This is a genomic window from Mycetocola saprophilus, assembly GCF_000718085.1.
Lineage (GTDB): Bacteria > Actinomycetota > Actinomycetes > Actinomycetales > Microbacteriaceae > Mycetocola > Mycetocola saprophilus.
This window is the reverse complement of sequence record NZ_JOEC01000002.1, coordinates 1,300,508-1,314,897: the sequence shown is the minus strand read 5'-3', so window position 1 is coordinate 1,314,897 and position 14,390 is coordinate 1,300,508. Positions and strand designations below refer to the sequence as shown.

Sequence of the window (14,390 nt, the reverse complement as noted above, 5' to 3'; positions counted from 1 at the left end):
CTACTCCGCGGGGGTTGCGGGCGATTCGGTACCGTCCGAAGCGTCGTCTTTGGACGTCTCGGTGGAGGCTTCCTCGGCGGAAACCGGCTCCTCGGAGGCGTCATGCACGGAAACCTCGGCTGCCGACTCGTCATCGGCCGATACCTCGACGTCCGAAGCATCCTCAACAGAAGCTTCCTCAGCCGAAGCCTCCTCGGCCGCGATCTCCGCCAGGTCCTCAAAGAGGCCCATCGGCGGGGTCACCACGATAAAGCCCTGCTCCACGTTGACCTCGGGCACAATCGCCGAGACAAACGGAACCATGACCTCGCCCGAGGCCGCCTTCACGATCAGCAGATCCTGGGCGGGCATGTGCTCGATCCGGGCGATGGTCCCGACCTCCACGCCGTCGCGCATCACGCGCAGACCGGCGAGCTGGTGGTCGTACCAGGCGTCGGGTTCGTCGTTATCGGGTGCCTCGTCGGCGTCGATCCAGAGGATCGCCTTGACCAGGGTTTCCGCCTCGTTGCGGTCCTCGACACCCTTTAAGAATGCAACCGCATGACCGTTGTACCAGCGCAGCTCGGCAAGCTCAATCGTCTTGCCGTGCCACTTCGAGCCGGTGGGCACCTGCAGGGTGAACACGGCTCCGGGGGTAAACCGGTGTGCGGGATCGTCGGTGTACAGCTCTACCTTGAGGGCTCCCTTGAGCCCATGTGCCTTCGTCAGCCGGCCGACACGCAGCTGATTACTCTTCGGCTTTACTCCGCGATTCATCTCAGGCAGCGGTGTCGACAACGTCAACCCGTACCCGGGAGTCACCGGCGAGAGAATTTACCAGGGTGCGCAACGACTTCGCGGTGCGACCCGAGCGGCCGATCACGCGGCCGAGATCCTCGGGGTTCACACGAACCTCGAGGATCTCGCCGCGCGTCGTGCTCTTCGCCGCGACCTGGACGTCTTCCGGGTGGTCAACGATCCCCTTAACGAGGTGTTCCAGAGCGGTGGAGAGCAAAGTTACGCCGTTTCTTCTTCGGTTGCAGTCTCAGCAGCAGCCTCGGTCTCCGAGGCCTTAGCGGGTGCCTTCTCGGTCTTGGGCTTCAGGACCGGCTTCTTCTTTGCGTCGAAGACGTAGGGAGCCTTGGCTTCCTTGACCTTGACGGTCGAGACGGCGTCCTTGTCGCCCTTGAACTTGCCCCAGTCACCGGTCAGCTTCAGCAGAGCGGCAACCTGCTCGGTCGGCTGTGCGCCAACGGAGAGCCAGTACTGGGCACGGTCCGAGTCGATCTCGATGAACGAGGGCTCTTCGGTGGGGTGGTACTTACCGATCTCCTCGATCACGCGACCGTCGCGCTTGGTGCGCGAGTCGGCAACGACGACACGGTAGTAGGGTGCACGGATCTTACCCATGCGCTTGAGACGAATCTTGACAGCCACAATTCTCCTGTGTGTTTAGTGTGGTGAACTGGTGCCGAGCGCGTGGGGTGCACACGCGGCGAAAGCTCTAATGGGGTCTGAGTGGGCGGATAGAGGGTCGGCCACACACGGACTCAAACACCTATTCTGTCAGAAATCGACGCATCCGGGTAATCCATCTCACACGCGTGTCAGAATTGAACCCCATCCCCCGCCCGCGCAGAAAGAATCGATGCCCGTGCCCACTGAGTTTGCACCGTCGCCCGAGGTGGCCTCCGCCGCGGTATCGCCCGCGGTTCCCGCAATTCCCTTTGCCCGGTCGGCACGCGGAACCGTGGGCCTGGAATGGGAACTGACCCTGGTTGATCCGGCCACCGGCGCCCCGGTTTCCCGGGCCCCCGAGGTGCTGGCGGCCCTCGCCGCGCCGGACGGGACCCCGCACCCGTTTATTACCGGCGAACTGCTACTCAACACGGTCGAGCTGGTGAGCGATGTCCACACCACCGTGCCCGCGGCCATTGATGATCTGCGCGGCCAGCTGGATGAGCTGCGTGTGGTCTGTGACTCACTGGGAATCGACCTGATCGCCTCCGGCTCGCACCCGTTTGCGCAGTGGCAGGATCAACCGATCACCCCCAAACCGAGGTACGAGAAGCTCATCGATCGCACCCGGTGGTGGGGACGAAACATGATGATCTGGGGTGTGCACGTACACGTGGGCGTCGAGGATGCCGAGCGTGCGCTCCCCCTGCTCGACGGGCTCCTCACCTACTCCCCCCACCTCCAGGCGCTCTCGGCGTCGAGCCCGTTCTGGGCCGGGGTGGACACCGGCTACGCCTCCAACCGCTCGCTGATGTTCCAGCAGCTGCCCACCGCCGGGATCCCCCAGCAGTTCACCCGCTGGTCGGAGTTTGAGGCGTATGTGGCCGATATGACCCGCACCGGCATCATCGAGGATCACAGCGAGGTGCGCTGGGATCTGCGCCCCTCCCCGCGCTGGGGCACGATCGAGCTGCGCTCCTGCGATGCCGCGTCCACCCTCACCGAGTTCGGGGCGATTGCCGCCCTCGCCCACTGCCTGAGCGATGCGCTGACCACCCGGCTCGATGCCGGCGAGGAACTCACGGTCCTCCAGCCCTGGTTTGTGCGCGAGAACAAGTGGCGCGCCGCCCGCTACGGACTCGAAGCCGAGCTGATTGTCAACGCCGAGGGCGACGAGCGCCTGGTCACCGATCACCTGCGCGAACTGGTCACCGACCTCACCCCCGTGGCCGAGCGCCTGGGCTGCGCCGCCGAGCTGGCCTCGATCCCCGGGATCCTGGATGCCGGGGGAAGCTACCAGCGCCAGCTGCGGGTCGCCGCCGAAAACGACGGCGACCTGCGGGCGGTGGTGGCGAACCTGGCGGCGGAGCTGCGCGGCTAGGCGGCCAGGACGCGCTCGACCTCGCGCCGTGCCGGATCGCGCAGCACCAGGGCAACCATCAGCGCGATGACGAGGAGCACCAGCATCACCACAAAGCTCACCCGCACGCTGGTGGCGTCGGCGATCGCGCCGAGCGCGGGACCCATCAGCCCACCGAAGGACAGCGTGAGTCCCAGGGTCACGCCGCTGGCCAGGCCGATCCGATTGGGCAGGAACGCGTGCGAGAGCGTGACCTGCGGCGAGAACGGCAGGAACAGGGCGATGCCGAGGACCGCGGTCGCGATCACGGCGACCGGGGCGCTCGGGGCCAGCACGATGCCCACCATCGCAAGCACGGCCAGCGCATACCCGGCGCGCACCACCCGCAGGCGGCCAAACCGGTCGGCAAGGAAGCCGCCGATCAGGGTGCCCGCGGCCCCGGCGGCGGGGAACACCGTCAGGGCGATCGAGGCCTCGGCGGTGGAAATCCCGAAGCGCTGGATGCCGTACAGGGCGATGAACGAGCTGGTGCAGATATAGGCGACCGACCAGCAGGCCAGCACCGCAACCAGCACACCAAAGCCGCGCCAGTCATCCTTCGCCACGGGAGCGTGCGCGTCCGCGGACGCGGTTTTCGCCGCGGGTTCGGTTCCGCGCGGACGCAGCAGGAACGCGGCGCCCATGACCGCGGCCGGGATCATCAGCAGCGGGGTCGCCGAGAGACCCCACACGCCCACTGTCAGCAGGACGCCGGTGGGCGCGAGCGCCGCCCCCACGTTGCCTCCCACCGAGAAGATGCTCAGCGAGCGGTTGGTCCCGCCCCCATACTCGCGAGCCAGCACGGTGCCGGAGGGGTGATAGGCGGCAACGCCGATCCCCGAGATGGCGATCGCAATCCAGGTCGCCGCATAGCTGTCGGCAAAGAGTCCACTCACGGCGATGCCCACGCCCGCGGTGAGCAGGCCGGCGAGCACCAGCCAGCGCATCCGGAACCGGTCGGCCAGCAGCCCAAACGCGGGCTGGGCGACACTCGAGAGGCTCGTGGCGGCCAGGGTTATGCCGGCCACCGCGGCATAATCGTAGTGACGCTCCAGGATGAGGAACGGCAGCAGGGCGGATACGGCACCGGCATAGAAATCGTTGGCGGCGTGGGTGGCCGTCAGCACCCAGAGACCTGCTCTGTTTTGCATGTTTTTCCTTTTGTAGCGTGGACATCCCGGTTGCAGCGGGATAGTGTTGGGGTACCGCAACCCCTCAGACAAGTAGACAGGTTACGATGATTTCGCAGATTTCACAACAGCCGCTTGCGGCGCGGGTGGCCGAGGAGCTTCTGGGGCGCATCCGTGCCGGCGAGTGGCCCCTCGGGCACCGCCTCCCCGGCGAGACCACGCTTGCCGCCCAGCTCGGCGTGGGTCGCTCGAGCCTGCGCGAGGCGATCCGTGAGCTCGCCGGCAAGGGGGTGCTGACCAGTCGCCAGGGGGCCGGGGTCTTTGTGACCGCGCTCGATGTTGAACAGGGGCTTGAGGATGTGGTGCGCGATGCCGAGGTCACCGCGGTGATCGAGGCGCGGATCGCCGTCGAGACCGAGGCCGCCCACCTCGCCGCCACGCGCCGCACGGCCGCCGATATCCGCCTGCTGCGCAAGACCCTGGAGGTGCGCGAGGCATCCCGCGACAGCGTCGAAGCCTACGTGGACACCGACACCGAGTTTCACCGCGCGGTGATTGCCGCCGCCCACAACCCGGTACTCGGCGAGCTCTTCGATACGTTTGTGCCGCGGATCCGGCAGGCCATGATCGCGATGCTGAAAGCACAGCCCAAACCCGCCACCACCGATCCCGCCGGACACGGCGGGCTGATCGAGGCGATTGTGGCGCGGGACGCCGAGCTCGCGCGCACCCTCAGCCGCGCCCACCTCACCGAGCTCCTCACAAACTTCACCGCCCGCTAGCCGGGCACAACGCGAACACCCCGCCCATCCAAGCGGATGAGCGGGGTGTTCGGAGTGCGGATCGGCTAGTCTTCGTCGCGCGTGCCACCGATCGCGCGTCGCGACCGGAGGAAGACCCCGCTGCCCAGCAGGAGCATCGCGGCGAGGGCCAGCGCCCCCATGCAGACCGCGTCGGCACCGGTGGTCACCAGGCTGCCGCCACCCGAGCCGGGGCCGGTGGTTCCGGGGCCCGGAGTCCCGGGTCCCGGGGTGCCCGGATCGGTGGTGCCGGGGCCCGGGGTTCCCGGCAGCGGGGTCACGCCGATCGAGATCGAGGGCGAGCGGTTCCCGGCCGGATCGATGACCGTGATGATCAGCTGGCCGGCATCCACGACATCCTCCGAGGTGCAGGTCCAGGTGCCGTCGGCACCCACCGTGACCTTACAGATCAGGTTACCCTCGGGATCGGTGATCTCCACCGTGGAGTCCGGTTCGGCGGTCCCCGAGCAGGTCACCGTGCCATCGGCGTTGGCCGAGCACTCGACGCCGGTGGGCGGGGCGGGTGCGGCGGTGTCGATGTTCAGGGTGATCGAGATCCCGGCGAAGGCGTTACCGTCCGCGTCGGTGGCCACCGGGGTCAGCGTCGCGGTTCCGTCGGCCAGCTCGTCCGCCAGCGTGCAGGACCAGGTTCCCTCGGGTGTCACCGTGGTGGAACAGAGGACGGAGCCCTCGGCATCCAGCAGCTCCACGGTGGTTCCCGGGGTGCCCGTTCCGGTGAGCGTTGGACGAGACTCGCCCAGCACGCTGCCCGTGTTCGGGCTGGTGATGATCGGCGGCGCGGGTAGCGCGTGTACTCCGCCTGAGTTCCCGGCCGGATCCACGGTTTCCACGCTGACCGGGAAGGAGGTTACCGGGCCGCCGGTGCAGGTCCAGTGACCACCCGCGGGTACCTCGACGGTGCAGATTTCCTTGCCGTCGCCGTCGGTGACCACGACGGTGTCCCCCTCGGTTCCGGTGCCTTCACAGGTCACCTCGCCCAACTGGTTCACCGAGCAGACCACGTCGGTGGTGGGGGTGGGCGGAGTGGTGTCCACGGTCAGGGTGATCGGGTTTCCGGGGGTTTCGTTTCCGGCGATGTCCACGGCCACCGGGGTCAGCGTGTGATCCCCCTCGGTGAGTGCGGTTGCCGGTGCACAGGACCAGGTTCCGTTGGTCACCACGGCCGAGCACAGGACCTCTCCACCCGGGCCACGCACCTCGACCGTGGTGCCGTTCTCGCCGGTACCGGTGAGGGTCGGGGTGGTGTCATTGCCCACGCTGCCGTTGTCCGGCGCGGTGATCACCGGGGCGGCCGGCAGCGTGGTTTTCACGGTGATGGTCACCGAGGTACCCTCGGTCTCGTTCCCCGCGGCATCCACGGCCACCGCGGTCAGCGGATACTCGCCGTCCACCAGCGCCGGGGACACCACGCAGGACCAGGCACCATCCACGACCTCGGCCGAGCACAGCACCACTCCGGCAGCATTTCGAATCTCCACGGTTGACCCGGTTTCGCCGGTTCCCGCCAGGGTCGGTGTGGTGTTGTTGGTGACGATGTTGGCACTCGGGGTGGTGATTACCGGGGCGGCCGGAGCCGTGGTGTCCACGGTGATCGTGATGGCGGTGCCCGTGGACACGTTTCCGGCGGCGTCGGTGGCCACCGGGGTCAGCACGTGCCCGCCCTCCGTGAGCGCCGGGGCGAGCGTACAGGACCAGGTCCCCCCGCTCACCACGGCCGAGCACAGAACCTCGTCCGCGGCGTTACGCACGGTCACGGTCGAGCCATTCTCGCCGGTTCCCGACAGGGTCGGGGTCGTGTTGTTGGTCACCAGGCCATCGGCGGGCGAGGTGATGACCGGGACGGTCGGCGGGGTGACGTCCACGGTGATCGTGATCGCGGTCCCCGACGCCTCGTTCCCGGCGGCATCCTTCGCCACCGGGGTCAGCACGTGATCGCCCTCGGTCAGCGCGGTAGTGAGGTCACAGGACCAGGCACCGCCGGTCACCACGGCCGAGCAGAGCACAACCCCGGCTGTGTTGTGGATCTCGACCGTCGAGCCGTTCTCCCCGGTGCCCGAGAGGGTCGGGGTGGTGTCGTTGGTGACGGCACCATCCAACGGCGAGGTAATGACCGGGACGGCCGGCGGGGTGACGTCGACGGTGATCCCGATGGGTGCCCCCACGGCCCGGTTTCCGGCCACATCCTCGGCGGTCGGGGTCAGCACGTGATCGCCCTCGGCGAGCGCCGGGGACACCACACAGGACCAGGTCCCGTCGGTCACCACTGCCGAGCACAGCACCACGTCCTCGGCGTCACGCACGGTCACGGTCGAGCCGTTCTCGCCGGTGCCCGAGAGGGTCGGGGTGGTGTCGTTGGTGACGGCACCATCCAACGGCGAGGTGATGGCCGGGGCGGTCGGCGGGGTCAGGTCCACGGTGATCGTGATCGCGGTCCCCGGGGTCTCGTTACCGGCGGGGTCCGTGGCCACGGGCGTAAGCACGTGCGAGCCCTCGGTGAGCGCCGGGCTGAGGTCGCAGGACCAGGCCCCGGCGGTCACCACGGCCGAACAGAGCACGTCCCCGGCGGCGTTGTGGATCTCGACCGTCGAACCGGTCTCCCCGGTGCCCGACAGCGTCGGGGTCGTGTTGTTGGTCACGAATCCGTCCACCGGCGAGGTAATTACCGGAGCGGCCGGCGGCGTGACGTCCACAGTGATCGTAATCGCGGTCCCCGAGGTCTCGTTTCCGGCGGCATCCGTCGCAACCGGAGTGAGCACGTGGTCACCCTCGGCGAGCGCGGTTGTGAGTTCACAGGACCAGGCACCCGCGGTCACCACGGCCGAACACAGGACGTCCCCGGCGGCGTTGTGGATCTCGACCGTCGAACCGGTCTCCCCGGTGCCCGACAGCGCCGGGGTGGTGTCGTTGGTCACGAACCCGTCCACCGGCGAGGAAATCACCGGAGCCGCGGGCGGGGTCACGTCCACGGTAATCGTGATCGCGGTTCCCGAGGTCTCGTTCCCGGCGGCATCCGTCGCGACCGGCGTGAGTACGTGGTCACCCTCGGTGAGCGCCGGGGCGAGCTCGCAGCTCCAGGCCCCCGCGGTCACCACGGCCGAGCACAGGACGTCCCCGGCGGCGTTGTGGATCTCCACCGTCGAGCCGGTCTCCCCGGTGCCCGAGAGCGTCAGGGACACCACGTTGGTGACCGTGCCATCCAGCGGCGCGGTGATCACCGGGATCGTGGGCGGCACGGTGTCCACGGTGATGGTCAGCGGGGTGCCGGGAGTCTCGTTGGTCGCGGCATCCACCGCGACCGCGACCAGTTCGTGATCGCCGTCCGTCAGCGCCGGCGCCACCACACAGCTCCACGTGCCGCCGGTTACCGGCGCCGAACACAGCACCACTCCGGCGGCGTCACGCACCTCGATGGTGGTGCCGTTTTCCCCGGTACCGGTCACCGTCGGGGTATTGACGTTGGTGATCGTGCCGTCGGTGGGCGAGGTCACGATGGGGGCACCGGGGAGCTCGGTCTTGACCTCGATGGTGATCGCGGTTCCAGCCGTCTCGTTGCCGGCGGCATCCTTCGCCACCGGGGTCAGCACGTGGTTGCCGTCCCCCAGTGCGGGGGCGAGATCACAGGTCCAGGCACCGGCGGTCACCGTGACCGAGCACAGCACCTGATCGGCGGCATTTCGGATCTCCACGATCGACCCGGTTTCCCCGGTGCCCGAGAGGGTCGGGGTGGTGTCGTTGGTCACAAACCCATCCACCGGCGAGGTGATAACCGGAACCGTCGGTGGGGTGACATCCACGGTGATCGTGATCGCGGTTCCCGAGGTTTCGTTCCCGGCGGCGTCCTTCGCCACCGGGGTCAGGACGTGGTCCCCCTCGGTGAGTGCCGCGGTGAGGTCACAGGTCCAGGCACCGGCGGTGACCACCGCCGAGCAGAGGACGTCCCCGGCGGCGTTGTGAATCTCCACCGTCGACCCGGTCTCCCCGGTGCCCGACAGCGTCGGGGTGGGGTCGTTGGTCACGAATCCATCCACGGGTGAGGTAATCACCGGGACGGCCGGTGGCGTCACATCCACGGTGATCGTCACCGGGAGACCCGAGGTCTCATTCCCGGCGGCATCCTTCGCCACCGGGGTCAGCACGTGGTCACCCTCGGCGAGCGCGGTCGTGAGCTCACAGGTCCACGATCCCGCGGAGACCACGGCCGAGCACAGCACTTCTCCGGCTGAATTGTGGATCTCCACGGTCGACCCGGATTCCCCGGATCCCGAGAGCGTCGGGGTGGTGTCATTGGTGATCGTCCCGCTGACGGGGTCGGTGATCGCCGGAACGGTCGGCGGCGTGATGTCGATCGTCAGCGCAACGATCGTGCCGGCGGTCTCGTTGCCGGCGGTGTCCACCGCGACGGCGCTGAGAATGTGCATCCCCTCATCCAGGGCGGGGGCAATCGTGCAGGTCCACATGCCGTTTTCAACCAGGCTCGAACACAGCGCGGTTCCGTCCGCCGCACGGATCTGAACGGTCGAGCCGTTTTCTCCGGTCCCGGTAAACACCGGCGTCGTCACGTTGGTTGCGGTACCGGTGAGCGGCGCGGTGATCACCGGGGCCGCGGGCGGGGTGAGGTCGATCGTAATTGTGACCGCGATCCCGGTGGCTTCATTCCCGGCGGCGTCCCGGGCAACCGGGAGCAGCGGGTGATCACCCTCGGTCAGCGGCTCGTCGAGGGTGCAGGACCAGATACCCGCGGCAACCGTCGTGGTGCACAGTACGGTCCCGGCGCCGTCCCGTACCTCGACGGTCGAGCCGTTTTCTCCGGTACCCGAGACGGTGGGGGTGGCGTTATTGGTGATCGTCCCGTCCTGCGGGGCGGTGATGACCGGAACCTCGGGTGCCACGGTGTCCACGGTGATCGTGATGGCCGTGCCCGCGGCGGTGTTGCCGGCGGGATCCACGGCGACCGGGGTCAGCACGTGGTCCCCCTGCCCGAGTGCCGGGCTGATCTGGCAGGACCAGGCACCCGCGGTGACCACGGCCGAGCACAGCACCTCGTTGTTGGCACCGCGAATCTCCACGGTGGAGCCGTTCTCTCCGGTTCCGGAGATGGTGGGGGTGTCGGTGTTGAGCAGCGCGCCATCCGCGGGCGAGGTAATCACCGGGGCGGCGGGCGGAGTGAGATCCACGGTGATCGTGACCGCGGTGCCGGGTGCGGTGTTCCCGGCGGCATCCCGGGCAATCGGGGTCAGCGTGTGCGAACCCTCGGTCAGCGCCATCGTCGGCTCACAGGACCAGGTGCCGTTAGCCACGGTCGCGGTGCACAGCAGCGCGTTCGCCGTTCCCCGCACCTCGATCACCGAACCGTTTTCTCCGGTTCCGGTGATGGTGGGGGTGGCGTCGTTTGTCAGCGTGCCGGTGGCCGGGGCGGTAATTACCGGGACGGTCGGGGCCACCGTATCGATGGTGATGGTGATCGAGGTACCGGTGGTTCGGTTCCCCGCCACGTCCTCGGCAATCGCGGTCAGCGCATGGTCGCCATCCTGCAGCGGCGTGGCCGGCTGGCAGCTCCACGCCCCCGCGGTGACCACGGCCGTGCACAGCACCGTGTTGGCCCCGTCACGAATCTCGACACGGGAACCGGTTTCCCCGGTTCCCGTGAACGTGGGCTGCGTGTTGTTGGTGACGGTGCCGGTGACCGGCGAGAGGATGATCGGTGCCGCGGGCGGGACCGTGTCCACGGTGATGGTGATGGGGGTACCCGGCGTCCGGTTACCGGCCGCGTCAACGGAGATCGGCGTCAGCGTGTGAGATCCCTCGGCCAGGGCCGGGGCCACCACGCATTCAAACTCTCCCTCGGGCACATCCCCCGAACAGAGCAGCTGATTGGCGGCGTTACGAATTTCGACGATGGTCCCGGAATCCGCGGTACCGCTGATCAGGGGGCTCTTATTATTGGTGACGGTTCCGGTTACCGGAGAGGTGATCACCGGTGCCGTGGGCGGAGTCGTGATCACCGAGAAGGTGACCGGGGTTCCGGGCGCCGCGTTTCCGGCTTCGTCCAGCGCGACCGGGGTCAGTGTGTGCGAGCCCTCGGTCAGGGCGGGTGCCATCACACAGGACCAGGCCCCGGCGACAACGGTCGCCTCACAGAGCACCGCACCGCCCTCGCCACGCACCTCGACCCGGGAGCCGGTTTCCCCGGTTCCGCTCACGGTGGGCGTGGTGTTCGCGGTTGCGGATCCGGCTACCGGAGAGGCGAGCACGGGGACTGCCGGTGGGATCGTGTCCACCACAAACGATCGAGTCGCGGCCGACGTGGTGACGCCGTTCAGCGCGGCCGTCACCGAAATGTTGTTGGTACCCTCGGGCCGATTGGCCGTGGGGGTGAATGACCACGCGCCGTCCGTGACCGGTGCCGTCCCCAGGACCGCACCCGAATCCGCATCGGTGATCGTCACCGCGAGGGTGGTGCCGGGGAGGCTGTCGGCGGTTCCGCTGATCACCGGGCGGGGATTATTGGTCAGCTGCCCGGCGGTGGGGGTGGAGATCGTCGGGGCGGCGATATTTTTGGCCGTGAGCGTGGTCGATTCGATGGTCGGCGCGGCGGTACCCACCCTCAGTGCATAGCGGAACGTGCCCAGGGTGGCACCGGGGACGGTATCGGCGGGAACGGAGTAGGAGAACGTATAGGTTCCAAAGTTCCCGACCCTGTTGTCCTCATACCCGCAGGAGATGCCGGGGTGCAGCGAGGTCAGATCGTTACGGGGAATGAGGGCACCGCCGGGTGCCGTGGTATAGCAATCGTAGGCGGTATCGGGGCGGGTGATCTCGACCCCCGACGGCGGCGTAAACGTAACCTGGGAACCGTTGACCTGCATCACCACGGTCACCGTGCCGTCTGCCTGTCCCACCGATCCGGGAACGGAGGAGAACGACGCGGCAAACGCCGCGGTAGGCACCAGCGCGGGGACGATCAGCCCCACCGCAAGTGTCGCCGCGAGCAGTCCCCTGCGCGCGAGTCTCCCCAGGCGAGAATGCCCCAGATCCGTCAGTGCCGTGTCGTTCATGGTCCCCCTTGATCCGAGCGCCGAAAGCCGAATGGCCAACCGTGGTCTGAGCCCTGTTTAGCAGCTACCGCTACCAACAACAAGGGTTTACCCTGATCCGGGGGACAAAATTCCCGGATTCACTGGAGGTTTCCATAGGGTCCAGCCCGATCGTTGACCACCGGGGCGGCTGCCTCACAAATGAGAGCACCCCGGCGCGATCGTTTCGGATCGTGCCGGGGTGGGTCGCGGGTGGGACTAGGCGGTCGGGAACAGCTCCGCTTCCAGGGCGTCGAACTCGGCGGTGAAGCTCTCACGCATCGCCCGCTTCTCGGGCTCGGGAACCCAGCTGGCCTCCACTCCGGCCAGCGACATCGCGCGCAGCTTATGGCGATCCACGCCGAGCTGCCCGCTGAGGATCGCATACTCCTCGGCCAGGGTCGTGGGGAACATCCCGGGGTCATCGGAGGCGGGGATCACGTTCAGGCCGGCCTCAAGCATCGCGGCGATCGACGCGCGACGCCACGGACGCCAGGACCGACGCGAGGTCGTGGACACCACGGTAAACGCGGTCTGTTCCTCGCGCACCCGTTCGACAACCGCCGGATCCTCCAGCACAAAGTAGCCGTGGTCGATGCGGTCGCAGCCCAGCAGGTCCAGGCACGTGATCGTGTTCACGGCCACCGGTGCGTGCTCGGAGGAGTGGGCGGTACGGAACAGCCCCGCCTCCCCCGCGAGCCGATAGGCATCGGCGAAGCGCTCGGGCGGACCCGCGGTCTCCAGGTTGTCCAGGCCGATTCCCACCACGTACTCATTGGGGTTGTCCACGATCCGGCGCACCATCGCCAGCGCGTGCTCCCCGGACTTGCTGCGGTCGATGCCGGCGATCATCCGTCCGGTCATCCCGAAGTCGCGCTCGGCCATCCGAATGCCCTCGGCATAGGCCTCGACCTGGCCGCGGTACCCGAGCTTTTCCAGGTGCGGCGGCAGGTCATCGAAGAACAGCTCGAGGTGACGGGTCGCGCTGGTGCGGTGCGCGGCCTCGAACGCCTCATAGGTCACCCGGGTCAGGTCCTCGGGGCTGCGCAGCACCTCGACAACCCACTCCGACGCCTTAAAGAGGGAGTAGGAGGTTTCCGGCTCATCGGCCGAGCGTCCCTGCGGCACCGGAATGTGGGTGTCGCGGTAGAGTGCGGGGTCCGGCGGCAGCGAGTTGATGTCGCGGAAGATCAGCTCGGGATCCGCCGGCAGCTCAAGCTTTTCGCGGCGAGCCAGCTCGGCAAAGGTCGAGGCACGCACGGTGCCGATCAGGTGGCAGTGCAGGTCGGTTTTGGGTGCGCGGCGCAGAAACTCGGCGGTCGCATCGGTTGACACGGTGATGGTCAGGTCCCCTCGGGTAAAACGAAAATCAAAAACGGGAATCGCCCGGACCCCTGTGACGGGGTCCGGGCGAGGCGGGAGTTAGCGGCTGGCAACCTCGCGGGCGAACCGGTCGGTCCACTCGGTACGGTTCTTCACGATGACCGAGATGTCCAGGGTCTTGTAGCCGGCGGCGATCGGATCGGTGGCGGCCTCGCCCACGATCTTCTTCAGGTTCTCCGGGACGGTGGCCTCGGGGTTGACCGGCAGGTCGCCGACGATCTTGGCGGAGCTGGTCTGAGCCTCGGCCCCCAGCAGGTAGTTGATGAACGCGTGTGCGCCCTTCACGTTCTCGGCGTTGGCGGGGATCATGGCGCGGTTGGTGGCCATGAACTTGCCGGTGGCCGGCGGGGTCCAGGCGATCGGCTCGCCGGCCTCAACCAGGCTGGTGGCAAAGCCGCTCAGAGCCGGAGCGTTGACGATCTCGCCCTGCAGCAGCAGGTTGGTGACCTCGGTGGAGGACTTGTAGAACTGCAGCACGCCCGGGGACCACTCGCCCAGGGTCTTGAACGCGGCATCCACGTCGTAGGGGTCCTTGCCCACGGTCTCGGCCACACCGGACACGGTCAGCTGACCGGCGGTCACGCTGAAATCGGGCAGGGCGAGCTTGCCCTTATAGGCAGCATCCCCGAACGTGTCCCACTTGGCCGCGGTGGTCGCATCCAGCTTGTCGGTGCGGTACAGCATGCCGTTGAGCTGGTAGCTGTAGGCGGGTCCGTCGTACTGCTTCTCCTTGGCGAAGTCGGCGACCTTGGCCAGGTTGGGCAGCTGGGCGTCATCCACCTTCTGGAAGAGCTTCTTGGACTGGCCGAGGGCGGCGTAGTAGTCCGAGATCAGCATGACGTCGGCGCCGGCGCGCTTGCCGTTGAGCTCCAGCTTGGACAGGCGCTCGGAGTTCGATCCGGTGTCCACCTCAACCTTGTAGCCGGTCGCCTTCTCGAACGGGTCGATGATGGCCTTGGTGAACTCGTCCACGCCAAACGGGAACGTGCTGACCACGATGGTCTTGTTGTCGTCGCCGCCGGTGTCGCCACCGGGGGTGGCGGAGCAGCCGACCAGCAGAGCGGTCGAGGTGAGCAGAGCCGCGGCGGTCGCCAGGGCGCGAACGGGGATACGGGAACTCATCGGAGGGGTCCTTACTGTGAAAGGG

9 protein-coding genes are annotated in these 14,390 nt (G+C 67.7%); 2 read left to right on the top strand and 7 right to left on the bottom strand.

Annotated features, from left to right (window positions below):
• The 3 genes from rimM to rpsP are packed head-to-tail and all read right to left on the bottom strand — an operon-like array spanning position 1 to position 1,416.
• Positions 1-756: a ribosome maturation factor RimM gene (gene rimM, locus IE92_RS0111860; RefSeq protein WP_081863871.1), complete on the bottom strand. Its 756-nt coding sequence runs from the start codon at positions 754-756 to the stop codon at positions 1-3.
• 1 nt (position 757) lies between these two features.
• Positions 758-994 carry an RNA-binding protein gene (locus IE92_RS0111855; RefSeq protein ID WP_030148708.1) on the bottom strand — a complete coding sequence of 79 codons (237 nt, stop codon included), beginning with the start codon at positions 992-994 and terminating at the stop codon, positions 758-760.
• Positions 995-996: 2 nt separating this feature from the next.
• On the bottom strand, positions 997-1,416 hold the full coding sequence (gene rpsP, locus IE92_RS0111850) for a 30S ribosomal protein S16 (RefSeq protein ID WP_030148707.1): 420 nt from the start codon (positions 1,414-1,416) through the stop codon (positions 997-999).
• 211 nt (positions 1,417-1,627) lie between these two features.
• Between rpsP and IE92_RS0111845 the strand changes: the two genes are divergently transcribed.
• Positions 1,628-2,818, top strand: a complete 1,191-nt coding sequence (locus tag IE92_RS0111845; RefSeq protein ID WP_081863872.1) for a glutamate--cysteine ligase — start codon at positions 1,628-1,630, stop codon at positions 2,816-2,818.
• Here the strand turns inward: IE92_RS0111845 and IE92_RS0111840 are convergent.
• Positions 2,815-3,987 (bottom strand): MFS transporter, encoded by a 1,173-nt coding sequence (locus IE92_RS0111840; protein ID WP_030149577.1) that lies wholly within the window; start codon positions 3,985-3,987, stop codon positions 2,815-2,817. The genes IE92_RS0111845 and IE92_RS0111840 overlap by 4 nt on opposite strands.
• 86 nt (positions 3,988-4,073) lie before the next feature.
• Between IE92_RS0111840 and IE92_RS0111835 the strand changes: the two genes are divergently transcribed.
• Complete coding sequence (locus tag IE92_RS0111835) at positions 4,074-4,748, top strand: FCD domain-containing protein (RefSeq protein WP_030148704.1); 675 nt, start codon at positions 4,074-4,076, stop codon at positions 4,746-4,748.
• A 65-nt stretch (positions 4,749-4,813) separates the two neighbouring features.
• Here the strand turns inward: IE92_RS0111835 and IE92_RS0111830 are convergent, their stop codons facing one another.
• From IE92_RS0111830 to IE92_RS0111820, 3 genes are all read right to left on the bottom strand, one after another.
• Entirely contained in the window at positions 4,814-11,842 is a 7,029-nt protein-coding gene (locus IE92_RS0111830) for an Ig-like domain-containing protein (protein ID WP_156027519.1), read from the bottom strand.
• Positions 11,843-12,079: 237 nt separating this feature from the next.
• A complete protein-coding gene (locus tag IE92_RS0111825; RefSeq protein WP_245601268.1) occupies positions 12,080-13,195 on the bottom strand; it encodes an adenosine deaminase family protein in 1,116 nt (371 codons plus the stop codon).
• Between the two features lie 87 nt (positions 13,196-13,282).
• On the bottom strand, positions 13,283-14,365 hold the full coding sequence (locus IE92_RS0111820; protein ID WP_030148701.1) for an extracellular solute-binding protein: 1,083 nt from the start codon (positions 14,363-14,365) through the stop codon (positions 13,283-13,285).
• Positions 14,366-14,390 lie beyond the last annotated feature (25 nt).

What these genes read in the sequence shown, in the direction of transcription:
- IE92_RS0111845 (WP_081863872.1), top strand. Translation starts at nt 1,628, where the DNA reads ATGCCCGTGCCCACTGAGTTTGCACCGTCGCCCGAGGTGGCCTCCGCC.
- IE92_RS0111835 (WP_030148704.1), top strand. Translation starts at nt 4,074, where the DNA reads ATGATTTCGCAGATTTCACAACAGCCGCTTGCGGCGCGGGTGGCCGAG.
- IE92_RS0111830 (WP_156027519.1), bottom strand. Translation starts at nt 11,842, where the DNA reads ATGAACGACACGGCACTGACGGATCTGGGGCATTCTCGCCTGGGGAGA.
- rimM (WP_081863871.1), bottom strand. Translation starts at nt 756, where the DNA reads ATGAATCGCGGAGTAAAGCCGAAGAGTAATCAGCTGCGTGTCGGCCGG.
- IE92_RS0111820 (WP_030148701.1), bottom strand. Translation starts at nt 14,365, where the DNA reads ATGAGTTCCCGTATCCCCGTTCGCGCCCTGGCGACCGCCGCGGCTCTG.
- IE92_RS0111840 (WP_030149577.1), bottom strand. Translation starts at nt 3,987, where the DNA reads ATGCAAAACAGAGCAGGTCTCTGGGTGCTGACGGCCACCCACGCCGCC.